The sequence below is a fragment of the Pseudomonas sp. RIT-PI-q genome (assembly GCF_001297125.1).
Classification (GTDB): Bacteria; Pseudomonadota; Gammaproteobacteria; order Pseudomonadales; family Pseudomonadaceae; genus Aquipseudomonas.
The window spans coordinates 16,173-41,259 of sequence record NZ_LHPC01000018.1 but is presented as its reverse complement, the minus strand read 5'-3'; the positions used below and the strand labels follow the sequence as shown (position 1 = coordinate 41,259).

The 25,087-nt window shown below is 59.4% G+C and carries 25 protein-coding genes; 15 read left to right on the top strand and 10 right to left on the bottom strand.

The window, feature by feature from the left end:
* Positions 1–66: 66 nt before the first annotated feature.
* The 3 genes from AEQ67_RS05930 to AEQ67_RS05920 are packed head-to-tail and all read left to right on the top strand — an operon-like array spanning position 67 to position 3,120.
* Positions 67–2,055 (top strand): FUSC family protein, encoded by a 1,989-nt coding sequence (locus AEQ67_RS05930; protein WP_059402976.1) that lies wholly within the window; start codon positions 67–69, stop codon positions 2,053–2,055.
* Entirely contained in the window at positions 2,042–2,248 is a 207-nt protein-coding gene (locus AEQ67_RS05925) for a DUF1656 domain-containing protein (RefSeq protein WP_059402975.1), read from the top strand. Before AEQ67_RS05930 ends, AEQ67_RS05925 begins: the two co-directional genes overlap by 14 nt.
* An 11-nt stretch (positions 2,249–2,259) precedes the next feature.
* Positions 2,260–3,120 carry an efflux RND transporter periplasmic adaptor subunit gene (locus tag AEQ67_RS05920; RefSeq protein ID WP_059402974.1) on the top strand — a complete coding sequence of 287 codons (861 nt, stop codon included), beginning with the start codon at positions 2,260–2,262 and terminating at the stop codon, positions 3,118–3,120.
* 87 nt (positions 3,121–3,207) lie between these two features.
* On the opposite strand, the gene AEQ67_RS05915 is transcribed toward AEQ67_RS05920, so the two are convergent.
* On the bottom strand, positions 3,208–3,678 hold the full coding sequence (locus AEQ67_RS05915; protein WP_059402973.1) for a MaoC family dehydratase: 471 nt from the start codon (positions 3,676–3,678) through the stop codon (positions 3,208–3,210).
* A gap of 42 nt (positions 3,679–3,720) precedes the next feature.
* On the bottom strand, positions 3,721–4,665 hold the full coding sequence (locus AEQ67_RS05910) for an alpha/beta hydrolase (RefSeq protein ID WP_059402972.1): 945 nt from the start codon (positions 4,663–4,665) through the stop codon (positions 3,721–3,723).
* 237 nt (positions 4,666–4,902) lie between these two features.
* On the opposite strand from AEQ67_RS05910, the gene fadD2 reads away from it, so the two are divergent.
* Both fadD2 and fadD1 read left to right on the top strand, forming a co-directional pair.
* Complete coding sequence (gene fadD2, locus AEQ67_RS05905) at positions 4,903–6,591, top strand: long-chain-fatty-acid--CoA ligase FadD2 (RefSeq protein ID WP_059402971.1); 1,689 nt, start codon at positions 4,903–4,905, stop codon at positions 6,589–6,591.
* A gap of 384 nt (positions 6,592–6,975) precedes the next feature.
* Positions 6,976–8,676, top strand: coding sequence for a long-chain-fatty-acid--CoA ligase FadD1 (fadD1, locus tag AEQ67_RS05900; RefSeq protein WP_059402970.1), 1,701 nt, complete (start codon positions 6,976–6,978; stop codon positions 8,674–8,676).
* A gap of 124 nt (positions 8,677–8,800) precedes the next feature.
* Here the strand turns inward: fadD1 and AEQ67_RS05895 are convergent, their stop codons facing one another.
* Positions 8,801–9,178 (bottom strand): hypothetical protein, encoded by a 378-nt coding sequence (locus tag AEQ67_RS05895; protein WP_033056806.1) that lies wholly within the window; start codon positions 9,176–9,178, stop codon positions 8,801–8,803.
* Positions 9,179–9,378: 200 nt separating this feature from the next.
* On the opposite strand from AEQ67_RS05895, the gene AEQ67_RS05890 reads away from it, so the two are divergent.
* The 3 genes from AEQ67_RS05890 (at position 9,379) to def (ending at position 11,236) form a co-directional block, all read left to right on the top strand.
* Positions 9,379–9,570, top strand: coding sequence for a CsbD family protein (locus tag AEQ67_RS05890; protein WP_046056167.1), 192 nt, complete (start codon positions 9,379–9,381; stop codon positions 9,568–9,570).
* 173 nt (positions 9,571–9,743) lie between these two features.
* Positions 9,744–10,700: a YihY/virulence factor BrkB family protein gene (locus tag AEQ67_RS05885; RefSeq protein WP_059402969.1), complete on the top strand. Its 957-nt coding sequence runs from the start codon at positions 9,744–9,746 to the stop codon at positions 10,698–10,700.
* Entirely contained in the window at positions 10,697–11,236 is a 540-nt protein-coding gene (def, locus tag AEQ67_RS05880; RefSeq protein WP_059402968.1) for a peptide deformylase, read from the top strand. Before AEQ67_RS05885 ends, def begins: the two co-directional genes overlap by 4 nt.
* Before the next feature lie 136 nt (positions 11,237–11,372).
* On the opposite strand, the gene AEQ67_RS05875 is transcribed toward def, so the two are convergent.
* Complete coding sequence (locus tag AEQ67_RS05875) at positions 11,373–12,194, bottom strand: class I SAM-dependent methyltransferase (protein ID WP_059402967.1); 822 nt, start codon at positions 12,192–12,194, stop codon at positions 11,373–11,375.
* Positions 12,195–12,253: 59 nt separating this feature from the next.
* A complete protein-coding gene (locus AEQ67_RS05870) occupies positions 12,254–12,691 on the bottom strand; it encodes a GNAT family N-acetyltransferase (RefSeq protein ID WP_059402966.1) in 438 nt (145 codons plus the stop codon).
* Positions 12,692–13,128: 437 nt separating this feature from the next.
* Between AEQ67_RS05870 and AEQ67_RS05865 the strand changes: the two genes are divergently transcribed.
* From AEQ67_RS05865 to AEQ67_RS05850, 4 genes are all read left to right on the top strand, one after another.
* On the top strand, positions 13,129–14,070 hold the full coding sequence (locus AEQ67_RS05865) for a fatty acid desaturase (RefSeq protein WP_059402965.1): 942 nt from the start codon (positions 13,129–13,131) through the stop codon (positions 14,068–14,070).
* Between the two features lie 135 nt (positions 14,071–14,205).
* Positions 14,206–14,997, top strand: a complete 792-nt coding sequence (locus AEQ67_RS05860) for a phosphate/phosphite/phosphonate ABC transporter substrate-binding protein (RefSeq protein ID WP_059402964.1) — start codon at positions 14,206–14,208, stop codon at positions 14,995–14,997.
* Positions 14,998–15,236: 239 nt separating this feature from the next.
* Entirely contained in the window at positions 15,237–15,779 is a 543-nt protein-coding gene (locus AEQ67_RS05855; protein WP_059402963.1) for a sigma-70 family RNA polymerase sigma factor, read from the top strand.
* Entirely contained in the window at positions 15,776–16,789 is a 1,014-nt protein-coding gene (locus AEQ67_RS05850) for an ABC transporter substrate-binding protein (RefSeq protein ID WP_059402962.1), read from the top strand. The genes AEQ67_RS05855 and AEQ67_RS05850 overlap by 4 nt, the downstream gene beginning before the upstream one ends.
* A 101-nt stretch (positions 16,790–16,890) precedes the next feature.
* On the opposite strand, the gene gstA is transcribed toward AEQ67_RS05850, so the two are convergent.
* Positions 16,891–17,493 (bottom strand): glutathione transferase GstA, encoded by a 603-nt coding sequence (gstA, locus tag AEQ67_RS05845; protein ID WP_059402961.1) that lies wholly within the window; start codon positions 17,491–17,493, stop codon positions 16,891–16,893.
* Positions 17,494–17,592: 99 nt separating this feature from the next.
* Here gstA and AEQ67_RS05840 point away from each other — a divergent pair, with 99 nt between their 5' ends.
* Entirely contained in the window at positions 17,593–18,480 is an 888-nt protein-coding gene (locus tag AEQ67_RS05840; RefSeq protein WP_059402960.1) for a LysR family transcriptional regulator, read from the top strand.
* Positions 18,481–18,603: 123 nt separating this feature from the next.
* Here the strand turns inward: AEQ67_RS05840 and AEQ67_RS05835 are convergent, their stop codons facing one another.
* The 4 genes from AEQ67_RS05835 to AEQ67_RS05820 all read right to left on the bottom strand — a co-directional run bounded on the left by AEQ67_RS05835 (position 18,604) and on the right by AEQ67_RS05820 (position 22,801).
* Positions 18,604–19,167 (bottom strand): hypothetical protein, encoded by a 564-nt coding sequence (locus AEQ67_RS05835; RefSeq protein WP_059402959.1) that lies wholly within the window; start codon positions 19,165–19,167, stop codon positions 18,604–18,606.
* Positions 19,168–19,321: 154 nt separating this feature from the next.
* Positions 19,322–20,746 (bottom strand): MFS transporter, encoded by a 1,425-nt coding sequence (locus tag AEQ67_RS05830; RefSeq protein ID WP_059402958.1) that lies wholly within the window; start codon positions 20,744–20,746, stop codon positions 19,322–19,324.
* Positions 20,747–20,889: 143 nt separating this feature from the next.
* Positions 20,890–21,522, bottom strand: coding sequence for a glutathione S-transferase family protein (locus tag AEQ67_RS05825; protein WP_059402957.1), 633 nt, complete (start codon positions 21,520–21,522; stop codon positions 20,890–20,892).
* Positions 21,523–21,769: 247 nt separating this feature from the next.
* On the bottom strand, positions 21,770–22,801 hold the full coding sequence (locus AEQ67_RS05820; protein WP_059402956.1) for a LacI family DNA-binding transcriptional regulator: 1,032 nt from the start codon (positions 22,799–22,801) through the stop codon (positions 21,770–21,772).
* A 215-nt stretch (positions 22,802–23,016) separates the two neighbouring features.
* On the opposite strand from AEQ67_RS05820, the gene AEQ67_RS05815 reads away from it, so the two are divergent.
* Positions 23,017–23,550, top strand: a complete 534-nt coding sequence (locus AEQ67_RS05815; protein ID WP_059402955.1) for a gluconokinase — start codon at positions 23,017–23,019, stop codon at positions 23,548–23,550.
* A gap of 82 nt (positions 23,551–23,632) precedes the next feature.
* A complete protein-coding gene (locus AEQ67_RS05810) occupies positions 23,633–24,985 on the top strand; it encodes a GntP family permease (protein WP_059402954.1) in 1,353 nt (450 codons plus the stop codon).
* Positions 24,986–25,087 lie beyond the last annotated feature (102 nt).

Here is a 25,087-nt window from a genome sequence, read left to right as displayed (position 1 = left end):
ATTTGTTTTTCAAGTGAATCAACCGAAGCCGTCTATCGTTAAATCGTCTTCCCAAGAGTCCTCGACGTGCCAATCACTTTGCAGGCTTTATTCGCGCCTGACCGCCGCGCCTTGCAGTTCGCGATCAAGACCTTGATCGGCGGAGGCCTGGCGCTGTGGCTGGCGTTGCGCTGGGGCCTGGAGCAACCGGCTTGGGCCTTGATGACCGCATTCATCGTCGCCCAGCCCTTGTCCGGGATGGTGGTGCAAAAGGGTTTGGCGCGGCTGTTGGGGACGTTGATCGGGACGATCATGTCGGTGGTGTTCATGGGCTTGTTCGCCCAGACGCCCTGGCTGTTCCTGTTGGCCCTGGCGTTGTGGCTCGGGCTGTGTACGGCGAGTTCGACCTTGCTGCGCAGCGCCTGGTCCTATTCATTCGTGCTGGCCGGTTACACGGTGGCGATCATCGCATTGCCGGCGATCAGCCATCCATTGACGGTGTTCGATCAAGCCGTGGCGCGTTGTACGGAAATCTGCCTGGGCATTCTCTGTGCCACCGCCGCCAGTGCGCTGCTGTGGCCGATGCGCGTCGAACGGCAACTGGCGGATCAGGCGCGAGCCGCCTGGCAAAGCGGGATGAATGCTGCGCGCGCAACCTTGGCCGGCGATGGTCAGGCGCGCAGAGGTCTGTTGGAGATTCTCGGCAGAATTGTCGCGGTGGATGCCCAGCGCGAGCATGCCTGGTTCGAAGGCGGCCTCGGTCGACAACGTGCGCGTGCGATCAGCGGCTTGAGCCAGAAACTGTTGATGCTGCTGCGCATCGCCCGTTCGGTGCGCCGTCAGTGGAAGCAGTTGGAACCCCAGGAGTCCAAGCAAATGCTGCACTGGATGATCGAGGTTCAGGAAGCGCTGGTCAGCGCCGATACGTCGACCCTGCAAGCGTTACGGCCACGATTGCTCGACGCCTCGCACGATCCGCAGATCAGCTCCGCGCAGAGTTATTGCCTGGTCCGTTTTACCTTGCTGATGGATACCGCCATGGCGGCGAACGCGGCGTTGAAAGCGGTCGAGGAGGGTAAGGAAACGGTTGACCCGCCGCGCACCCTGACACCTCATCGCGACCTGTCATTGGCGCTGGTGTTCGGTGCGCGCAGTGCGTTGGCCTTTCTGGTGGTCTCGTGCTTCTGGTTGGCGACGGCATGGCCTGCCGCATCGGGTGCGCTGGTGTTGACGTGCGTGGTCTGCAGCCTGTTTGCCAGCCGCGAGAACGGTGCACAAATTGGCATGAGTTTTATGCGCGGGATTTTCCTGGCGGTGCCGGCGGCGTTTATCGTCGGGCAGATTCTGCTGCCGCAATGGAGCGGTTTTGCCTTGCTGTGCATGGGCATGGGCGTGCCGTTGTTCCTCGGGGCGCTGGGCATGGCCAAGCCACAGATCGGCGCCACGGCCACTTCGTTCTGTCTGCACTTCATTGTGTTGGTCGCGCCGCTCAACACGATGAAATTCGATGTCGCGACGTTCTTCAACAGCGCCCAAGCCATGGTGGTGGGCGTCGGCGCTGCCGTGTTGGCGTTTCACTTGCTGATCCTGCGCAACCCGACGTGGCATGGCCGACGATTGTTGGCGGCGACGCTCCACGATCTGCTGCGCCTGACCCGGCGCAATCTGCGCGGTGCCGAAAGCTGGTTTGGCGGGCGCATGGCCGACCGCTTGCTGCAATTGGCGCGGCACTATCCGGAACTGCCGGAGCCGGCGCGCAGCCGTTGGGACGACGGCTTGCTCGGCCTCGATATTGGCGACGAACTGCTGCATCTGCGCTTGAGCCTCGCGGTGGCGCAGGCACCGGTCAGCGCGCAGCAACGACGCTATCTGGACCAACTGGAAAAAGTCCTGGAGCAAGGTCCGACCGCTAGCAACGCCGAGGCGTTGGCGCAACCGAGCGAAGAATTTCTCAAGACCTTGTACGCGCTGCCCCCCAGCGACGCGGTGAAACTGGCCCAGGGCGCGGTGCTGCAATTGCAAAACAGTTGGCGTGCCTGGTGCCGTCAGCAGGAGGAAAGCCATGGGCTTGCGTGAGTGGTCGGTGGGTGGCGTGCTGCTCAGTCCGTTTTTGATTTATGTGTTGCTGGCGCTGCTGGTGACCGGTGCCTTGCGCCTGCTGCTGCGCCTGACGCCGGCCGGTCGCTGGATCTGGCACGAAGCGTTATTTGATTGCGCCTTGTACGTCTGTGTATTGACTGTGATCACTGTCGTCCTCGGACCTTTATAAAGGAGTTGAACATGCGTACACCCGTACGTGTCGCGGTAACCCTGTGCCTGGTGGCGGTGGCGATTTTTGCCGGTTTCCATTTGTGGCAATACTACATGTTGACGCCCTGGACCCGTGACGCGCGGATCCGCGCCGATGTGGTGGTCATCGCCCCGGACGTGTCGGGTTGGGTGCGTGAACTCAAGGCCTTTGACAACCAGCAGGTCAAGGCCGGCGATCTGTTGCTGAGCATCGACCGCGATCGCTTTGAAGCTGCTTTGGAGAAGGCGAAAGCAGTGGTCGAGACGCGCCAGCAACAGCTCAATTTGCGCGAACGCGAAGCCAGTCGCCGCGCCAGTCTCGGGCCACAGGCGATCAGCGCCGAGCTGCGGGAAAACGCGCAGATCAACGCCGGCATCGCCCGTGGCGAATTGCGCGAAGCCCAGGCCGAAGCCAAGGTCGCGGAGCTCAACCTGGCCCGCAGCCAGGTGCATGCGCCGCGCAATGGCCACATCACCAACCTGCGTCTGGCCGAAGGCAATTACGTGAATGCCGGGCAATCGGTGATGGCGTTGATCGACGATTCTACGTTCTATGTGCAGGCCTATTTCGAAGAAACCAAACTGCCCCGGATTCGCGTCGGCGACCCGGTCAAGGTCTGGTTGATGAGCGCCGGCGAGGCGTTGCAGGGGCATGTCGAAAGCATCAGCCGCGGGATCACCGACCGCAACACCACGCCGGATGGACAGCTGTTGGCGGAGGTGGAACCGACGTTTAACTGGGTGAGGTTGGCGCAGCGGATTCCGGTGCGGATCAAGCTCGACAAGGTGCCGGAGGGGATGAATTTGAGTTCGGGGATGACGGCGAGTGTGCAGGTGCAGGAGACCCTGTAGGAGCTGGCTTGCCAGCGAAGGCGGCATGTCTGGCACACCGCGTCGCCCGGTTCGCCAGCAAGCCGGCTCCTACGGATCAGCGGTGGGTCAGCCGATGCTAATGGCCGGCAATGTCGGCAACGTCACCGTCTGTTGCTTGCGCGGCGCCAGAATCTCCGCCTCGCCATCCACCACCAACTCATCGCGCTGGTTAAACACACGCGTGGCAATCCGCACCCGAAACTTCGGCAGTTTCTCGAGAATCTCCAGGCGTACCGTCAAGGTGTCGCCGATCTTCACCGGCTTCTGAAAGCTCATCTGCTGACCGATATAGATCGTTCCCGGCCCAGGCAACTCGCAGGCCACTGCTGCACTGATCAGCGCACCGCTGAACATGCCGTGAGCGATGCGCTCCTTGAACATGGTGCCCGCGGCGAATTCTGCGTCCAGGTGTACCGGGTTGTGATCGCCGGACATCGCGGCGAACAACTGAATGTCGCGCTCTTCGATCGTCTTGCTATAGCTGGCGGTCTGGCCGACTTCGAGGGCTTCGTAAGGGGTGTTGGTAACCTGGGTCATCTGTTTCAATTCCTGTCACGAATAAATAAATTCACAAAAAAACTATTCCGATCGGGGTGGCCGACGGTGGCTCAGCGCCTGGGCGATCCAGTTCAACACGTCATTGATCACTTCATCGCGATTGCTCTCGTTGAACAGTTCGTGCCGTGCCTGCGGGTAAATAGTCAGTTGCAGGTTCTGGCTGCCGGCCGTGCGCAACGCATGGGCCAGATCTTTCAGACGTTTGCCTTCGCTCACCGGATCACATTCACCACCTATCACCAGCAGCGGCAGGCCCGGATCGATCTGAGCGAGATTGGACGCTTTGCTGATTTGCTGCAAGCCACCGAGCAAATCGATCCACAGTTGATTGGTGCAGCGAAAGCCGCAGAGCGGGTCATTGGCGTACAGGTCGACCTCCGCCGGATCGCGGCTGAGCCAGTCGAACCGCGTGCGCGCAGGCTTGAATCGCTTGTTGAACGAGCCGAACGACAACCATTCGATCAGCGCGCTACATCCCTTGGGACCCTGACGCAGTTTTTCCAGACGAGCGATCTGCCGCGCCGCGCGATAAAGCGCCACGGGCTGGAAGTTCGAACCGCTGAGCACCGCGCCATGCAGGCTGGCGCTGTGATGCAGCAGATACGCCTGGGCAATGTAGCTGCCCATGCTGTGGCCGAGCAGCACAATCGGCACGCCCGGATGTTGTTGACCGATGTGCTGGTTGAGGCTCGCCAGGTCGCCCACCACTTTGCACCAGCCATCGTCGTCGGCGAAATGGCCCAGTGTCCCGTTTTCGGCAGTTTTGCCATGTCCGCGCAAGTCCGGCGCGTAGACGCCATAATCCTGATCACAGAGTTTTTCCGCCAGACGGGCGTAGCGGCCACTGTGTTCCGCCATACCGTGCGCCAACAGGATCACTGCTTTTAAAGGCGGCTCGGGCAGCCACTGGTTGACGAAGAGGCGGCTGCGGTCACTCGCGGTCAGCCAGAAAGTGTCGTGGATCATGGCGGTTCCTTTGCATACATGGGCACGGGCTAGCAGCATTGTATAGCGCATCCTTCGCCCGCCGTCTGATCAGGCCACGCCACGGCAGGAAGATTCACACGATCAATGACGGCCTTTGGCATATTTGCCTGATTCGCCATAGCTGCTAGTGTCCGTGCAGCCCCGTTTTTTCGCTCTTTGTTTTGAAGAAGGGCAGAAAGCGGCCCCGGATAGGTTCAGGTAAAGAGGACAAGAACAATGCAACCTGATTTCTGGAATGACAAACGCCCGGCCGGCGTGCCCCTGGACATCGATCAAGGGGCCTACAAGTCGGTGATCGAGGTGTTCGAGCGTTCCTGCAAGAAATTTGCTGACCGCCCGGCATTCAGCAACATGGGCGTAACCCTGACCTACGCCGAACTGGAACGCTACAGCGCCGCGTTTGCCGGTTACCTGCAAGCCCACACCGACCTGGTGCCGGGGGATCGCATTGCGGTGCAGATGCCCAATGTCCTGCATTACCCGATTGCCGTGTTCGGGGCCTTGCGCGCCGGGCTGATCGTGGTCAACACCAACCCGCTGTACACCGCGCGGGAGATGCGTCATCAGTTCAAGGACTCCGGCGCCCGGGCGCTGGTCTACCTGAACATGTTCGGGGCGAAGGTCCAGGAAGTGCTTCCCGACACGGACATCCAGTACCTGATCGAAGCGAAGATGGGCGACCTGATGCCCGGCGCCAAGGGCTGGCTGGTCAACACGATGGTGAGCAAGGTGAAGAAAATGGTGCCGGCGTATTCGTTGCCCCAGGCCATCTCCTTCAAGAGCGCGCTGCGTCTGGGCCGGGGCCTGGGAATCAAGCCGCTGAACGCCAGTCTCGGCGACATCGCCGTGTTGCAATACACCGGCGGCACCACCGGCCTGGCCAAGGGCGCGATGCTCACCCACGGCAACCTGGTGGCCAACATGCAACAGGTGCGGGCGTGCCTGGAGCAGTCGGGCAAGGACGGTCAGCCACTGTTGCGTGAAGGGCAAGAGGTGATGGTCGCGCCGCTGCCGCTGTACCACATCTATGCCTTCACCGCGAATTGCATGTGCATGATGGTGTCGGGTAATCACAACGTGCTGATCACCAATCCACGGGACATCAAGGGCTTCATCAAGGAGCTGAAAAACTGGCGCTTCTCGGCGCTGCTGGGGCTCAACACGCTGTTCGTCGCGCTGATGGACCACCCGGACTTCAAGACCCTGGATTTTTCCAGCCTCAAACTCACCAACTCCGGCGGCACCGCGCTGGTCAAGGCCACCGCCGAGCGCTGGGAACAGCTCACCGGTTGCCGCATCACCGAAGGTTACGGTCTGACCGAAACCTCGCCAGTGGCCTGCACCAACCCGTACGGCGACCAGTCGCGCCTCGGCACGGTCGGCCTGCCAGTGCCGGGCACCACGCTGAAAGTGATCAACGATGAAGGCGTCGAGCAGCCGTTGGGCGAGCGTGGCGAACTGTGCATCAAGGGCCCGCAGATCATGAAGGGCTACTGGCAGAAACCCGAAGCCACCAACGAAGTGCTGGATGCCGAGGGCTGGTTCAAGTCCGGGGACATCGCGGTGATCGACCCGGACGGTTTTGTGCGCATCGTCGATCGCAAGAAAGACATGATCATCGTCTCGGGTTTCAACGTGTACCCGAACGAGATCGAAGACGTGGTCATGGCTCACCCGAAAGTCGCCAACTGCGCGGTGATCGGTGTACCGGACGAGCGTTCGGGCGAGGCGGTGAAACTGTTTGTGGTGGCCCGTGAATCGGGTGTCAGCCTTGAAGAGCTGAAGGCTTACTGCAAGGAAAACTTCACGGCGTACAAAGTGCCCAAGCACATCGTGTTGCGTGAGTCGTTGCCGATGACACCGGTGGGCAAGATCTTGCGGCGGGAGTTGCGCGATATTGCTTGAGTGGTGAATGGCCGCGCTTTGCGCGGTTCGCGGGCAAGCCTCGCTCCTACAGGTTCGGTGTGACCGACATCAAACCTGTAGGAGCGAGGCTTGCCCGCGAAGCTTTTGGGGTACTGAAAAGCCCCGGATTCAGAGGCTCTCAAGGCCTTATAGAATTTTTACTCTAAAAATGACTATTTGATAATCATGAGTCAAAATCGTGACTGTAGAGGCGGCTTTTGGCTCTAGTCGACCCTTGGCAAAGCTGCTACTCTCGGCGCGCTTGTGACTTCTCGGCCTAAGTAAAAAGCCAGACTCACCAACAAAATAGACACCAAAAACACACACCAATAATAATCGCATCAAATGCGGTGATGAATTCGCGTTGCTGAGGAGTGGGCTTCCATGATCGAAGACTTTTGGAAGGATAAGTACCCTGCCGGGATTGCTGCCGACATCAATCCAGACGAGTATCCGAATATTCAGGCAGTGTTGAAGCAATCCTGCCAACGCTTTGCCAACAAGCCGGCATTCAGCAACCTGGGCAAGACAATCACCTACGGTGAACTGTACGAATTGTCCGGTGCCTTTGCCGCTTACCTGCAACAGCATACCGACTTGAAGCCGGGCGATCGAATCGCTGTGCAACTGCCCAACCTGTTGCAGTACCCGGTTGCGGTCTTCGGTGCCATCCGCGCCGGGCTGATCGTGGTCAACACCAACCCGCTGTACACCGCGCGGGAAATGGAACACCAATTCAACGACTCCGGCGCCAAAGCCCTGGTCTGCCTGGCCAACATGGCGCACCTGGCCCAGATCGTCGTGCCGAAAACCGGCGTCAAGCACGTGATCGTCACCGAAGTGGCCGACCTGCTGCCGCCGCTAAAACGCTTGCTGGTCAACAGCGTCATCAAGTACGTGAAGAAGATGGTCCCGGCGTATCACCTGCCGAAAGCCATCAAGTTCAACGACGTGCTGAGCAAGGGCCATGGCCAGCCAGTGGCTGAAGCCAACCCGGCCAGCAGCGACGTCGCGGTGCTGCAATACACCGGCGGCACCACCGGCGTGGCCAAGGGCGCGATGCTGACCCACCGCAACCTGGTGGCGAACATGCTGCAGTGCAAGGCGCTGATGGGCTCCAACCTCAACGAAGGCTGCGAGATCCTGATCACGCCGCTGCCGCTGTACCACATCTATGCCTTCACCTTTCATTGCATGGCGATGATGCTGATCGGTAACCACAACATCCTGATCAGCAACCCGCGCGACCTGACGGCGATGGTCAAGGAACTGTCGAAGTGGAAGTTCAGCGGTTTCGTTGGCCTGAACACGCTGTTCGTGGCCCTGTGCAATAACGAAGGTTTCCGCAAGCTGGATTTCTCCGGCCTGAAAGTCACCCTGTCTGGCGGCATGGCCCTGCAACTGGCGGCGGCCGAGCGCTGGAAAGCGGTTACCGGTTGCGCCATCTGCGAAGGTTACGGCATGACCGAAACCAGCCCGGTGGCGACGGTGAATCCGATCCAGAACATCCAGATCGGCACCATCGGTATCCCGGTTCCGTCGACCCTGTGCAAAGTCATCGACGATGCCGGCATTGAGCAGCCGATGGGCGAAATCGGCGAGCTGTGTGTGAAAGGTCCGCAGGTGATGAAGGGCTACTGGCAGCGTCAGGAAGCCACCGATGAAATCCTCGACAGCGAAGGCTGGTTAAAGACCGGTGACATCGCGCTGATCCAGCCTGACGGCTATATGCGCATTGTCGATCGCAAGAAAGACATGATCCTGGTGTCCGGTTTCAACGTGTACCCGAACGAGCTCGAGGACGTGCTGGCGACCCTGCCGGGCGTGCTGCAATGCGCCGCCATCGGCGTGCCGGACGAGAAGTCGGGCGAGGCGATCAAGATCTTCATCGTGGCTAAACCGGGCGTCACGCTGACCAAGGAACAGGTGATGGAGCACATGCGCGCCAACGTCACCGGCTACAAGGTGCCGCGTTCCGTGGAGTTCCGCGATGCGCTGCCGACCACTAACGTCGGCAAGATCCTGCGTCGCGAACTGCGCGATGAGGAACTGAAGAAACTCGGTGTGAAGAAAGTAAGCGCCTGATCAAACAAAAAGCCCCGCAGATGCGGGGCTTTTTGTTGAAGGTCAAAAGATCGCAGCCTTCGGCAGCTCCTACATGGGGTGGCGACACCCTGTAGGAGCTGCCGAAGGCTGCGATCTTTTGCTTTTAAAGACGGAACTGCGCGAAATTGACGTTAGTGCCCGCCGGCCGCATGTCCTGCAGGTACGAATCCTTATCCGCGCTCAATTCCAGGCTCAGCGCCGCTTTGCGCTTGCCTTCGTTGCGCACTACCAAACCTTCAAGCTTCTCGCGCAGGAACACCGTCGGCACTTTCAGGTGCAGCAGTTCGTCGGTATCCGGCGTGTGCATCAGCAGGTGAACCCATTCGTACTGACCAATGGCCAGGCGCGCGACCGGGATATCGAACCACCAGATGTTGCGGTTGCGGTTCAATTCGGTGAAATGGCAGTTGTTGACGCCAAGCACAGCACCGCCGAGTTCCTGGTTTCTGCGGGCAATGGCCTGCTTTTTATCGAGTTTCATAACATTCCTACGGGATTGGATCTTCAGCGCCACGGCCTGAATACGTTGCGCATTCTCGGGGGTTGGTCGGCAAACATAAAGCCCAACCTGCTGTGATCGATGAAATGTCCTGCTGAAAATAAATGAAACTCCGTGCAAACGCCTCCGGTCAATCCTTGTGTAACGACTTTTCTCATTGATTTGTTCACAGGAGAAACACCATGAGCAGCACTGGCGATAAAGTAAAAGGCATGGCCAACGAAGCCGCCGGCAACGTCAAGCAAGGCGTCGGCAAGGCCACCGGTAACGACAAAATGCGCGCCGAAGGCGTGGTGCAGGAAAAGAAAGGCGAAGCCCAGCAAGCGGTCGGCAAAGCCAAGGATGCGCTCAAAAAAGGCATCGACAAGGCGTGATCCGGCCTTTAAAAATCAACAGGAAACGGCCATCTGCGGATGGCCGTTTTTGTGTCAGCCTGAACTTGCGCAAGGAAATTGTTTCAAAGTCGCCAAGTACGCTACTTTGATGTAGAAAAACGGCCCCTGAGTCGCCACGACTTCGACCAAATTTGCGGCGAAAGGAGACGCTAATGTTTTTCCCTCACATGAAAGGCTTGCCCATACACCGTGTGATGGTGCGCACGGTGACCGAGTTCGTCGACGACGAGATGTCGACCTATGCCTCGGCGCTGGCCTATCAAATGCTGTTTTCGCTATTTCCCTTCATTCTCTTCTTGATTGCCCTGATCGGCTTCCTGCACCTGCCGGACTTCTTCTCCTGGCTGCGCTTGCAATCGGAACTGGTCCTGCCGCCCCAGGCGCTGGAACAGGTCAATCCGGTGATCGACCAACTCCAGCAATCCAAGGGTGGCTTGCTGTCGGTGGGTATCGTGATTGCCCTGTGGACCGCGTCCGCCGGCGTGCGGCTGATGATGAGCGCGATGAACGCGGCCTACGACGTGGTCGAGGGCCGGCCGGCGTGGAAGCGCTTTCCGCTGTCGATCATCTACACCGTCGGCATCGCCGGCATGCTGCTGGTCGCCGCCGCGCTGATGGTGCTCGGGCCGCAGGTGATGGAGTGGATCGCCTCGCAAGTCGGCCTTGAATACTTCATCGTGACGCTCTGGACCATCGTCCGTTGGCCGGTGGTGGTGATTCTGTTGATGATGGCGGTGGCACTGATTTATTACGTCATGCCCGACGTCAAACAGGAGTTTCGGTTTATCACCCCGGGTTCGGTGCTGGCGGTGGGGGTGTGGATCATCGCGTCGCTGGGATTTGGCCTGTACGTCAAGGAGTTCGCCAACTACAACGCCATGTATGGCAGTATCGGCGCGATCATCGTGCTGTTGCTGTACTTCTACATTTCCGCGGCGGTGCTGTTGCTCGGCGCCGAGATGAATGCGGTGATCGAGCACATGTCGACCGAAGGCAAGAATGATGGCGAAAAAGTCCCCGGCGAGCTCGATCACGAACCTAAACAACACGTTTCGGGACTGGGTCGGGACCACTCGATCAAGCCGACCACTGACGAAGTCATAAAATGATCCGTGAAATCCTGAAAATGGGCGATGAACGCCTGCTGCGCATCGCGCCGCCAGTGCCCGCCGAGATGTTCGACAGCCCTGAGTTGTGGCAACTGATCGATGACATGTTCCAGACCATGGAAAGCGTCGGTGGCGTCGGCCTGGCCGCGCCACAGATCGGCGTCGACCTGCAATTGGTGATCTTCGGTTTCGAGCACAGCGAGCGTTATCCGGACGCCGAAGCGGTGCCGCAGACCATCCTGATCAACCCGCTGATCACACCGCTGAGTCCGACGCTGGAAGAGGGTTTCGAAGGTTGCCTGTCAGTGCCGGGCCTGCGCGGCGCGGTGGAGCGCTATCAGCAGATTCGTTATGAGGGTTTCGATCCCAAGGGCAATCCGATCGTGCGCGTTGCCGAGGGGTTTCATGCGCGGGTGGTGCAACATGAATGCGATCACTTGATCGGCCGGTTATACCCGTCGCGCATCAGTGATTTCAGCAAGTTCGGGTTTACCGAAGTGATGTTCCCGGACCTTGATCCCAACGCGGACGACTGATTCAGGCACACCTCAAACCAATGTGGGAGCGGGCTTGCCCGCGATGGCGGCCGGGCAGTCAATATTGATGGTGACTGTCACACCGCTATCGCGGGCAAGCCCGCTCCCACATTTGATCTCCATTGGTCTTTGTGCATCAGTTCGCGGGTTTAACGAACCGCAACGTCATCCGGTCCGACTCACCGATCGCCACATACTTCGCCCGATCCTTGTCCCCCAACGTCAACGCCGGTGGCAACGTCCAGACGCCTTCCGGGTAATCCTTGGTGTCCTTCGGATTGGCATTGATCTCGCTCTGCCCCTCAAGCTTGAAGCCTGCATCCGTCGCCAGTTTCACCACGTAATCGGTGGTCAGGTAACCGCTGTGCTTGATGTCGTCCAGCGACGCCCCGTCCTTGGCCCGGTGATCGACCACACCGAGCACGCCACCCGGTTTCAGCACCTTGAAGAACGCCTCGAACATCAGCGGCGCCGTGTCTGCCAGCACCCAGTTGTGCACGTTGCGAAAGGTCAGCACGGTGTCCGCCGAACCGGGTTGACCCAGCGCCGGTGCTTTTGGATCAAACTCCAGCACCTGGGCCTTGGCGTATTGCGCTGGCGCCGCAGCGTATTTCGCCTTGAGTTTTTCTTCGTTCTTGCGCGCGTAATCACTGACCGTCGGCGCCTGCACGGCGGCGACATAGTGCCCGTGGTCCTTGAGCAATGGTGCCAGCAGCTCGCTGTACCAACCGTTGCCGGGGGTGATTTCAATCACCGTCTGATTCGGCGCCAATCCAAAGAATTGCAGCGTCTGCTGCGGGTGACGGTAGCCATCGCGCGCCACGTTCTCCGGCGCTCGCCAAGAGCCTTTCAGCACATTGGCGTATTGCTCGGCAGACACCGATCGGGTTTGGGCGGCATGGCTGAAAGTGGGGCTGAGCAAGGCGGCGAGCGTCAAAGCCAGAAGGGCAGGTTTCATGAAAAATCCTGAGAAGTCGAAGTCGACCCCGAGGCTAGCATGCAGCTATCACCGGCCGATCACACATTATCGACGGTCGACCTCACCAACGGTTCTAAGCCCATGGCAATCATCGGTTTACTGCGGGCATAACGGCTCAAGCGCTCGGCCATCGAATAGGGTAACGACGGGTCGAAAGCAAAACCGCGACGCTCATAAAAGCCGCGCAAATCCGGGTGACAAAACAGCCAGACCGGGCCTTCGACGTCCTTGATGGCGTGAGCGATCAACGCCGCCGCGATCCCCTGTTCGCGACACGCCGGGTCAACAAACAATCCCGTCAACCAATGCCCATCCGCCACCGGGCGCAAACACAGTGCGCCGATGATCTCGTCGCGCCTGGCCACCCACAGTTGAGCGTCGCGGACCGCTTTCATCGACGATTGGTGAGCACGATAAAACTTGTTCATCAATGGCCACAAAGGCTCGGCGAGCAAGGTGTATTGGGTGTTGGGCATAGGATTGGACTGTCGGTATGCAAGGCGCACGATTATAAAAGAACACGGGCGAAGGGATAGGTGTATACCTGATCTCACATCCCGTATGAGTGGAGTACGTATCATGGCCAAAGGCATGGATTCAAAGAAAGCAGCAAAGAAAAAACCGGCGAAAACCGCCGATGAAAAGCGTGCGGACAAGAAGGCCAAGAAGGTGGATGTGTTCGGTCACTAAGCTCCAAGCCACACCCGTCCCCCCTGTAGGAGCTGTCGAGTAAAACGAGGCTGCGATCTTTTGATCTTGCTTTTCAGCGATCCCGAAAAGATCAAGATCAAAAGATCGCAGCCTCGTTTTACTCGACAGCTCCTACAGAGGGTCGTTGAAATAAACAAATAATCTGCAAGATTTCCCTGCGCCATTGCACAGAGGGGGACTGGTCCCCGATCTGAGCAACGTCATGCCCCATTATTTCGATAGCGCCCACCGTGAAGAAATCGACACCCTGCGCCAACGCCTGACCGCCCGCACCGAATGGCCTACCTGGCTGCTGCTGATCGGCGTGTACGCCGGCTGGTTCAGCCTTGTGCTGGGCAGTGCCCGGTTGGGGCTGTGGTGGAGCACCGTGTTGTTGATTCCGTTGGTGGTGCTTTGGCTGTCCGTGCAGCACGAACTGCTGCACGGCCATCCCACCCGGTGGACATCGCTGAACAAAATCCTCGGCTACGCACCGTTCGCCGTCTGGTATCCCTACACCCTTTATCGCGACAGCCATTTGCTGCATCACCGCGACGAGGACCTGACCATCCCCGGACGCGATCCGGAAAGCCGTTACCTGAGCGCCGAGCAGTGGCAGGGCAGTTCGTTGTTTGAACGGGGCCTGCACTGGCTGAACAAAACCGTGCTCGGACGTTTCGCCCTCGGTGCGCCGCTGGCGTTGCTGGCGCTGGCCAGGGAGGAACTGCAACGCCTGAAAGCGGGCGAGCGGCAGGTCTGGTTGATGTGGCTGACCCACGGCGCGCTGACCCTGTTGATGTTGCTGTTCATCGCCCGTTACAGCGTGCTGCCCGTGTGGCACTACCTTTTGCTGATCAGCGTGCCCGCGTTGTCGATTGCGATGATCCGCTCTTACTATGAACATCGTCCCCATGCACAACCCGAGCAACGCACTGTGCTCAATGAAGCCGCATGGCCGTGGCGCTGGCTGTTCCTCAACCTCAACCTGCACCTGGTGCATCACGACTTGCCGGGCCTGCCCTGGTACGACCTGCCCCGCGCCTACCACGCGCGCCGTGAACAATGGCTGGCGCGCAGCGGCGGGTTTCTGGTGCAAGGTTATGGCCAGCTGTGGCGCGAGAATGGGATCAAGGCCATCGACAGCCCAAGACACCCGTTCCACTGATTGCGAACGCAGACCCTTGTAGGAGCAAGCTTGCTCGCGATTGCGGTGTGTCAGGTTAGATTGATGTCGACTGACACGACCCCATCGCGAGCAAGCTTGCTCCTACAGTTGAATTTCGTTGCCGGGAAGATTTCGATGACACAACACATCGCTGAATTACTGATGTACGTCGCCCCCGAACCGATCCGCCAGGCCAACGAGCGCTGGCTGACTCGAATCCTCGAACACCTGGCCGTCACCCGCCGCAACGCCGACGGGTTGTCGCTGATGGATCTGTGGCTGTCCCCGAACTTGCTGCTGACCCAAACCTGCGGCTACCCGTTGATGACGGCCTTACGCCGTCAGGTTCGGGTCGTCGGCCGTCCTCGCTATGAGCTGCCCGACAGCACCGGCGGCAACCATTGCAGCCTGTTGTTGAGTCGCGCCGATGATGCGCGACGGACCTTGCCAGCCTTTCGCGACAGCCGCGGTGTGATCAATGGCGAAGACTCCAACAGCGGCATGAACCTGCTGCGCCACCGACTGGCACCGTTGCATCGGGAAGGGCGGTTCTTCGCCAGCGTCGGCATCAGCGGCAGCCACCGTGAGAGCCTGCGCTGGCTGCGTGAAGACAAAGCCGATTTGGCGGCCATCGACAGCGTGACCTTTGCCTATCTGGCCCGGCACGCTGAAGACGAAGTAGCCGGCCTGCGCGTCGTGGTTCGCAGTGCATTCAGTCCGACCTTGCCTTACATCACCCCTGCCGCCGCCACTGATGAACAGGTTGAGCAGCTTCGTCAGCTGATGAATCAGGCGTTGCGGGAGTTGCCTGAGGTTGCTGAGATCCTCGGGCTGCAAGCGGTATTGCCGGCCAGCGAAAACGACTACCAGATTGTTCTCGATTATCAGCAAGAGGCGGAGGCTTTAGGGTTCGGGCGATTGCGCTGAGGATTTAGATGTGTGCTGACAGACCCATTTTCGCGGGCAAGCCACGCTCCCACAGGATATCCGCAGACTTGTAGGAGCGAGGCTTGCCCGCGAAAGCGATGGATCAGACATCCCTTTATCTAAATTCCATAATCGAATATAAAAATGCATTTTAAGTATTATTAATGAATAAGGCTCCTTGCTAGGATCGCGTCACCGGATCACCGGACATTCAGCGACCCCTAACCCTTGGAGCCTCTATGTCCGGCACCGACCTTGCCCATCGTAACGATGTGGGCGGATTGTTCCGCGCCCATTACCCCTGGCTCTGCGCACGGTTGCGCCGGCAACTGGGGACCAGTTCCAGCGTCGAAGACATCGCCGCCGAAACCTTCGTGCAGTTGCTCGAATCGCCGGGGCTGACGCCGATCCGCGAGCCTCGCGCCTTGCTCACCACCATCGCCCAACGGTTGATCTATCAACTCTGGCGCCGCCGCGATCTGGAGCGCCAACACTTCGCTCAGTGGCAACACGACGATCACCCGCAAGCGCCATCGCCTGAAGAACGGGTGCAACTGACCCAGGCGCTGCATGGCCTCGACCGGACACTTGAGCGCCTGCCGGGCAAGGTCCGTGCGACCTTCCTGTTGTCGCGTGTCGACGGTTTGACCTACCCGCAAATTGCCGCCGAGCTGGGCATTTCCCAGCGCTCGGTCAGCGTCTACATGACCCGCTCCCAGGCCTTGTGCGCCCAGCACAGTGCCAATCAACCCTTGAATCCCTTGACCCGGAGGTCTGCATGAGATCGATCAAAACCCTGCTCGGCAGTTCGCTGCTGGCCCTGAGCCTGATGGCCACCCAGGCACCGGCGGCAGAAAAAACCGCGCCCATCCACTTCGGTGATATCACCTGGGAGAGTGGCAGCCTGATCACCGAGATCTTGCGGTTGATAGTCGAGAAGGGTTACGGCTACCCGACGGATACCTTGCCGGGCAGCACCGTCAGCCTCGAAGCGGCGCTGGCCAAGAACGACATTCAAGTGATCGGCGAAGAGTGGGCCGGGCGCAGTCCAGCCTGGGTCAAGGCCTCGTCGGAAGGCAAAGTGTTTGGCCTGGGTGACACGGTCAAAGGCGCCACCGAAGGCTGGTGGGTGCCGGAATACGTGATCAAGGGCGACCCGGAACGCGGCATCAAACCCCTGGCCCCGGAGCTGAAATCCGTCGCTGATCTGGCGCGCTACAAAGACGTGTTCCGCGACCCGGAAGACCCGAGTCGCGGACGCTTCCTCAACAGCCCGACGGGCTGGACTTCGGAGATCGTCAACAGCCAGAAACTCAAGGCCTACGACCTGACCACCAGCTTCGTCAACTTCCGCACCGGCTCCGGCGCGGCGCTGGATGCCGAGGTGGCTTCTTCAATCCGTCGTGGTAAGCCGGTGCTGTTCTACTACTGGTCGCCGACACCATTGTTGGGTCGTTTCAAACTGGTGAAACTCGACGAGCCGGCGTTCGATGCCGAAGCCTGGAAGACCCTCGCCGATGCCAACAACCCGAACCCCAAAGGCACCCGCTCGATGCCGGCGAGCCTTGCGATTGGTGTGTCTGCACCGTTCAAGGCGCAGTATCCGGACCTGGTGGCGTTCTTCGAAAAGGTCGACTTGCCGATTGATCTGCTGAACCAGACCCTGGCGCAGATGAGCGAAAAACGGCAGAAACCGCGTGAAGTCGCCGAAGCGTTTTTGCGCGATCAGCCGCAGGTGTGGAAGGGCTGGGTGCCGGGGGAGGTGGCGACCAAGGTGAGTGCGAGTTTGTAGTTCAGCGGTGATTGATAGATAGCATTCGTGGGCAAGCCTCGCTCCTACAGGATAGTGTTAACCCGTAGGAGCGAGGCTTGCCCGCGAAGCGATGTAAAGACTTACACCGACTCCGCCACCAACGCTGCTCTCACTGCCGGCCGCTGATCAACCCTCGCCTGAAACCGCACCAACGCCGGCCACTGATTCAAATCAATGGTAAACAGCGGAGTCCAGCGCAGCACCGTAAACAAATACGCATCGGCAATGCCGAACCCGTCGCCCATCAAATAATCCTGCCGCTCCAGCGTTTGGCTCAACACCACAAAGCGCTTGAACAGTTTCTCCTTGATCAGCGCTTTGACCTCCTGCCCAAATTGCGAACTGAACAACCAACCCAACCCACCGTGAATTTCCGTCGACACGAAGTTCAGCCACTCTTGCAAGCGCACCCGCTCGAATGTCCCAGGCATGGCTGCCAGATTCGCCTCCGGTCGCTGGTCCGCGAGGTATTGCAGGATCGCCGGGCCTTCGGTCAGCACCTCACCGTTGTCCAATTGCAACGCCGCAACGTAACCCTTTGGGTTAATGACAAGGAAGTCGTCGCCATCAAAGGTTTTCTTGGTGGCGTTGTCGACACGGACCAATTCGAACGGCAGGTCCAGTTCGCGCAGCACAATGTGCGGCGCCAGCGAGCAGGCTTGGGGGGCGTAGTACAACTTCATCGGGAGGGCTCTGGTTGGGGATTTGCGCCAGTGTCATAGTGCGCGACGCCCTCGGTAAAATTAATCTTTCAGACAACTGCCATAAGGAAAGCTACTGCCATGATGAATCTGATGCACTGGCGAATGGTGGTAGCGGTGGCGGATACCGGCAACATTACCCGGGCTGCCGAGCGAGTCGGCATGACTCAATCAGGGGCCAGTCAGGCATTGGCGTTGATCGAAGACACCCTGGGCGTCCAGCTATTCAGCCGGGAAAATCGCCAGACCTTGCCGACTGCCATCGGACTGCCTGTCATCGAGCACGCGCGAACCATGCTCGGCGCGCTGGAGAACATTCGCAGCACCGTCGATGCCGGCAAAGGCATTCAGCGCGCAACGATCCGTCTGGCCAGTTTCCCCATGGTGCTGGCGACGTTGCTGCCGCCACTGCTGCGCCAGTTCAATCGGCTTTATCCCGGCATTCAGGTGGTCGCGCTGGAAGTCAGCGACGACGAAGTGGAAACGCTGCTCGGTGCCGGGCTGGTGGATGTCGGCGTGGTGTTGAACCCGACACCTGCGCGCAATGCCATTCTATTGGGGCGTGATGCCTGGATGGCGGTGCTGCCGGGCGGCCATCCTTTGGCGCGCCGTTCCAATGAAGAAGGCGTTTCCCTTGCAGAGCTGGTCGAGCAACCTTTTGTGCTGGCCACGGGAGGCTGTTCGACCAACGCCGGTAGCCTGGCCATCGATGCCGGATTGCAACTGCATGACGTTCGGGTCGAGGTCCGTGAATGGAGCAGTGCATTTACGCTGGTACGGGAAAACATCGGCGTGACCGTGGTGCCGGCGATGACACTGCCAACCCAGCGGCAGGGCCTGTGCGTCCTGCCGGTGAGTCCGCGCATCGATCGAGAATTTGCCTTGGTGGCGGCGTCGAACAAAACACCTTCGGCCGCTGTGCAGGTGTTGCTGGAGATGCTCGCCAAACCGATTGCGATGTGCCGCTGAAATGACCCACACCACAACCCGTGCAGGAGCTGCCGAAGGCTGCGATCTTTTGATCTTTAAACCGACGTCGAAGATCAAAAGATCGCAGCCTTCGGCAGTTCCTGCAGTGTGCGTGGACTTCTGTTAAAGCGAGGCCAGGAACTTGTCGACGACCTGGCTGCTGCCTTTTTCGCTGCTGCTATTTTCTTTCTCGGCCTGCGCCAGTTTTACTTTGTCTTGCATGCGGTCGGTGATTTCTTTGGCGATCGCTTGTTGTTTTTCCGGCGGCATCTGTTTCACTTCATCTTCCGTCAGCCCCATCTCTTGCAGGATGCTGTCGCGCATACGCTGTTCCGGCGTTTTGCTCATGTAGTCCTTGAATTCGTCTGTGGCCGAGCCACTACCGACCTTGTCCTTCACGGCGTCAGGCAGTGCCCCGTTGACCGCTTGCAGGTTCACGCGGGTTTTGGCGAATGCCTCATCAACGTTGTCGCTGATTTTGCTCGCCTTACTGACTTGCTGCGTGGCGATTTGCGTGGCCGATTCGTGCACCTGCGCGCCGGCCTGCGCGGTTTGAGCCTGAACGTTGTTTTGCAGGGCTTGCGTCAGCACGCTCTGCAGACCGGCAGCGGCTTCGGCGGTTGGATCTTTGCCGGGTTTTTTCGGGAGAGGCGTCACTAACGTTTGTTTATGAGCACTGACCAACATGATGAATAGACCTTGTAGGTATTTGCGGTACAGCGGCTTGAGCAAATAGCGTGCCGTCGCCAGAACCCCCTGTTTTCAGGGGGCGCGACGTGAGGTCTGCGGGGGGCGGCGGTCAACCCTTGCCGTTTGGCGGCAGTGCTCGACCGCAAAGTCGTCATCGATGCGCGATGTTTTCCAGCGCCAGGTTGCGGGTTCGCGGACCGAACCAGCCGATGGTCAGCATCACGATCAGCATGCTGCTGACGATGAACGCCAACACCCCGGGCGTACCGAAGTGTTCGAGAAAAATCCCGATCAGCAAACTGCTGAACACCGTCGACAGGCGACTGAACGAATAACAGAAACCGACCGCCCGGGCGCGTATGTTGGTCGGGAACAATTCGCTTTGATAAGAGTGATAGCTGAAGCTCAGCCAGGCGTTGCAGAAGGTGATCATCACCCCGCAAAAGATCAGGCCGAAGGCGCTGGTTTGCAGGGCGAACAACGTACCGAAGGTCATGGCGCCCAGTGCCGAGCCGACGATCTGCCACTTGTTCTCGAAGCGGTTGGCGAACTTCACGAACAGCAACGGCCCAAGCGGGTAGGCGAGGGTGATGATGAAGGCGTACATCAGGCTGTGCGTCACGCTCACGCCCTGGCCGGAGAGCAGCGCCGGCAGCCAGTTGCCGAAGCCAAAGAAACCGATCGCCTGGAACACGTGAAACACGATCAGCATCAAGGCCCGACGGCGATAGGGCGGCTGCCAGATGTCGGCAAATCGGCCCGTGCCCTGAACATCCACCGCCGCCAGTTCCGGCTCATCCAGCGGCGTGCCCTGGTCCTTCACGCAGCGTGCTTCGATGCCGTCGAGAATCCGGCTGGCCTCGTCGAACCGCCCATGCTGGGCCAGCCAGCGCGGTGACTCTGGCAACCGCGAACGCAGCCACCAGATGAACAACGCAAACACCGCACTGGCCAACACCACCCAGCGCCAGCCGGACACACCGAAAGGCGCTTGCGGCACCAGCCACCAGGACATCAACGCCACCGCCGGCACCGACAGGAACTGCACGAAAAACGCGAAGGCAAACGCCGAACTGCGCATGCGCTTGGGCACCAGTTCCGAGAGGTAAGCGTCGATGGTCACCAGTTCGATACCCAGCCCGATGCCGACCAGAAAGCGCATGCAGATAATGCCCAACGCTGAACTCTGAACACCCATGGCGACAGTGGCAACGGTGTACCAGATCAACGCGAAAGTGAAGATCGCGCGTCGGCCGAAACGGTCGGCCAACGGACTCAACAGACTCGCGCCGAGGAACAACCCGAGAAACGTCGCCGAAGCGAAAGCGGCCTGATCGGAGAAGCCGAACACGCCCTGGCTGCCAGTGGCGAAAATGCCATCGCGAATCAGGCCGGGGCTGATGTAGGCCGTTTGAAACAGGTCATACAGTTCGAAAAAACCACCGATCGAGAGCAGCGCCACCAAGCGCCAGATTGTCGAGACGGCAGGAAGCCTGTCGATGCGTGCGGATATTTGCGCGGCCCGAACGGGGTCGATTCCGTCGGGTTGAGCAATAGAGGGTGAGTGAGCAGTCATGGGCAGGTCCATTTCTTATTGATGGAGAAGCTTAGCCTGCTATCGGAAATCAATGATTGTGAATCTCGGTGACTTTGCCCCGAGATTCACCCATTTCTTGCAATGAATGCATACATTTTGGCGGTTCGTAGCGCGACGATCGCTCAAGGCAGGCCGTTGCAGCCGTATTTGAGGAATCCCGGGCGTTGTGCCAACCGTTGAAAATACTCGTCGATAGCCGGGTAATCGGGCCGTTCCATCGGTGTCATCAACCAGCGGTTGATCGACAGCCCGATGACAATGTCGGCCAGCGTGAACCGGGGCCCGGCGACATAGGCTTTGGTGGCCGCGAGCTGATGCTCGAGGATGCCCATCTTCTGATTCCAGCCGCGTACACCGGCGGCAATGTGATGCGCGTCCTGGAACTCCGGATCCTTGCGCACCAACGCCGTGAACGCGTAGCTCCACGAGGCATTGAGTTCGGTGGCCTGCCAATCCATCCACTGCTCCACCCGGGCACGCGCCGCCGGCTCGTGGGGAAGCAGATCGGTATGCTGGTGTTTAGCGGCCAGATAGCGGCAGATGGTGTTGGATTCCCACAGCACACCGGCCTCATCGATGATCACGGGCACCAGTGCGTTGGGGTTGAGCCTGAGAAACTCGGGCGTGTGGGTGGATGCAAAACCGCCGCCCCAGTCCTCACGTTCGTAGGAAAGGTCCAGCTCCTCACAGGTCCACAGGACCTTTCTGACGTTGATCGAGGAGGCTTTACCGAGAATCTTCAGTGCATGTTCCATGGAGCTACTCCGTTAGCGGTTCAAGGCTTCGGGAATTAATAGTGTGCCTGCCAAGGCGAGTGAGCAAGGGCGTAACGCGATCTGTAGCAGCTGGCGAAGCCTGCGTTCGGCTGCGCAGCAGTCGTAAAATCAGACCGCACGGTTTGTCAGGAAGACCGCACATTCAGGTTTGACGACTGCTGCGCAGCCGAACGCAGGCTTCGCCAGCTGCTACAAAAAGAGCGTGTTCCGCGAGTCCATTGTCACATCAGGTGCTCTCGCGCACCTTCAGCTCAAACCCCATGTCCTGCACCGGTTTGGCCACTGAATTACCCGCCAGCAAGGTCAGCATCAACTCCGCCGAACGACGGCCAATGGCTTCTCGTGGGGTGCTGATGCTGCTCAGGCGTGGGACCATGTGCGCCGAGGCCGGCAGGTCGTTGAAACCGAGAACCGCCACTTGTTCGGGGATCTTGATCCCGCAACGCATGGCTTCCAGCAGCGCCCCCTGAGCCAGGTCGTCGTTACCGAAGAAGATCGCATCGACATCCGGATGACTGGCCAAAAGTTGCAAGAACAACTCGCCGCCTAACCCGACGGAGGAGGCGCGCGGGGTCAGCACTTCCAGGTCTGGGTCATACAAACCGGCTTTTTGTAGCGCGCGGCGGAAACCTTCGCCGCGCAGCAACGTGCGTTGATCCAGCTGCGCGCCGATGTAGGCCAGGCGCTTGCGTCCGCGGGAGAGCAAATGTTCCGCCGCCGTTTCACCCGCCGCCAGTTGCGAAAAACCGACGCAATTGAGGCCTGCGGCACTGTCCAGTTCCATCATGTACACGCACGGAATGTTGCTCGCCTCGATCATCCTGCGCGAACTTTCGGTGCGGTCGAAACCGGTCAGCAGCAACCCGCGCGGCTGATAGGCCATGTAATTGCGCAGCAGGTTTTCTTCTTCATCGCGCGAGTAATGGAAGTTGCCGATCAGCACTTCGAAACCCTTGGGGCGCAAAACCTGATGAATGGCTTCCAGCGTATCGATGAACAGCAAGTTTGAGAGCGACGGCACCAATACCACCACCGAATGGCTCTGCGCCGAGGCCAGTGCGCGGGCGGCAGGGTTGACCACGTAGTTGAGTTCAAGCGCCGCTTTCTGGACTTTTTCCACCAGTTCGGTGGCCACCGTGCTGACGCCGCGCAGGGCGCGGGAGGCAGTGATCGGGCTGACACCGGCCAGGCGCGCAACTTCGTTCAGGGTGGGGCGGCCAGTGGTGCGCGTATTTTTATCGTTTTTAGGGGAGATCATCGGACGGCTTGCCAAACAAAATTCGAGGCACTAAGGTAGCGCTGTCTCGATGCAGCTGCAAATGCGTGAGCGGGGTCTGCCTGATCCTCGCTTTTTGGCGTTGGGAACGAACATGCTGCAACCCACAAAAATGACAAGAAGGCGTCGGCAACTTCTACTTTTGATCTAGTGTCATTGATGACAAAGGTAGCGCTGTCTGCGCGCTGAGGTGTTACATGAATCATCCCATCACCGCCCTGGTCATCATGGGCGTTGCCGGTTGCGGCAAGACTTGTGTCAGCGAGGCCTTGTGCCAACTCAGCGGCGCGACCGCCATTGAAGGCGACACTTTCCACCCTGCCGCCAATATCGAAAAGATGAGCGCGGGGATCCCCCTGAACGACGAAGACCGTGCCGGCTGGCTCGACAGCCTGTGCGATGAATTGCGCCGCGTTGACGCCCAGGGCCAGCGCCCGGTGTTGACCTGCTCGGCCCTCAAACACATTTACCGCGAACGTCTGCGCAGCGCCTTGCCGGGCCTGGGCTTCGTGTTCCTTGAGCTGACCCCTGAAGTCGCCGCCGATCGTGTGTCGCACCGCCCGGGTCACTTCATGCCGTCGACGTTGATCGAAAGCCAGTTCGCGACCCTCGAATCCCCCGTTGGCGAGCCATTGACGCTGGCCCTCGATGCCTCAACCCACAGCGTCGACGAATTGGCCGTTCAGGCACACCACTGGTGGCTTGAACATGGCCTGAAACTCGCCGTATGAGTTTTGCTCCGAGAGATAGCGCTGTCCTGATGGCTTGCGAATTACCCGCTTTAATAACAACAACAACCAGGAGACACCCCTAATGTTTGGCATGTCCCACGAGACGTTCCTGCTGCTCGATGCAGTGGTCACGGTGATCGGGCTTATCGTCCTGATCACCAAGTTCAAGCTCCATCCCTTCATTGCCCTGATCATTGCCGCCGCGTTTCTCGGCCTGACCTCCGGCATGCCGATCGGCACCATCATCAAGGCGTTCCAGGACGGCTTCGGTGGCGTGCTCGGCTTCGTCGGGATCATCCTCGCGTTGGGCACCATGCTCGGCAAAATGATGGCCGAATCGGGCGGGGCGGATCAGATTGCCCAGACCCTGATTCGCGCGTTCGGCAAGGACAAAGTGCAGTGGGCGATGATGTTCGCCGCGTTCCTGGTCGGTATTCCGCTGTTCTTCGAAATCGGTTTCGTGCTGCTGATCCCGCTGGTGTTCATCGTCGCCCGGCGTACCGGCGTGTCGATCATCAAGATCGGTATCCCGCTGCTGGCCGGTCTGTCCGCTGTGCACGGTCTGGTTCCGCCGCACCCGGGTCCGTTGCTGGCCATCGGCGTGTTCGGTGCCGACATCGGTAAAACCATTCTCTACGGGCTGATCGTTGCACTGCCGACCGCCATTATTGCCGGCCCGATCTACGGCACTTTCATTGCCAAGTACATTCCCGGTCATCCCAACCAGGAACTGGTGGATCAACTGGCTCGCGAGCCGGATGCGGCAGAGCTGCCAAGCTTCAGCATCACCCTGATCACCGTGTTGCTGCCGGTGTTCCTGATGTTGCTCAAGACCTTTGCTGACGTGGTGTTGCCGGAAGGCAATTTCGCGCGCTCCTTCATGGACCTGGTCGGTCACCCGATTTCGGCACTGTTGCTGGCGTTGCTGCTGTCGCTGTACACCTTTGGCCACAAGCAGGGCATGGGCTCGAGCAAAATTCTCAAGTTGCTCGACGCCAGCCTTGCGCCGACCGCCGCGATCATCTTGATTATCGGTGCCGGCGGTGGCTTCAAGCAGATGCTGGTGACCAGCGGTGTGGGTGACGTGATCGGCCACATGGCGGTGAACGCACAGATCTCGCCAATTTTGCTGGCGTGGCTGGTGGCGGCGGTGATTCGCGTGGCCACCGGTTCGGCGACCGTGGCGACCATTACCGGCGCGGGCATCGTGGTGCCGGTGGTGGGGATGATTCCGGGTGTGAACCGTGAACTGCTGGTGTTGGCCACCGGTGCCGGTTCGTTGATCCTGTCTCACGTCAACGACGCCGGTTTCTGGCTGGTGAAGCAGTACTTCAACATGACCGTGGCAGAAACCTTCAAGACCTGGACCGCGATGGAAACCATCCTGTCCATCGTTGCGCTGGGCTTTATCCTGCTGTTGTCGCTGTTCGTCTAAGTAACACCGCAAAACCAATGTAGGAGCTGGCTTGCCAGCGAAAGCGGCCTGACAGTCAACATCAATGTTGAATGTCAGGCCCTCTTCGCTGGCAAGCCAGCT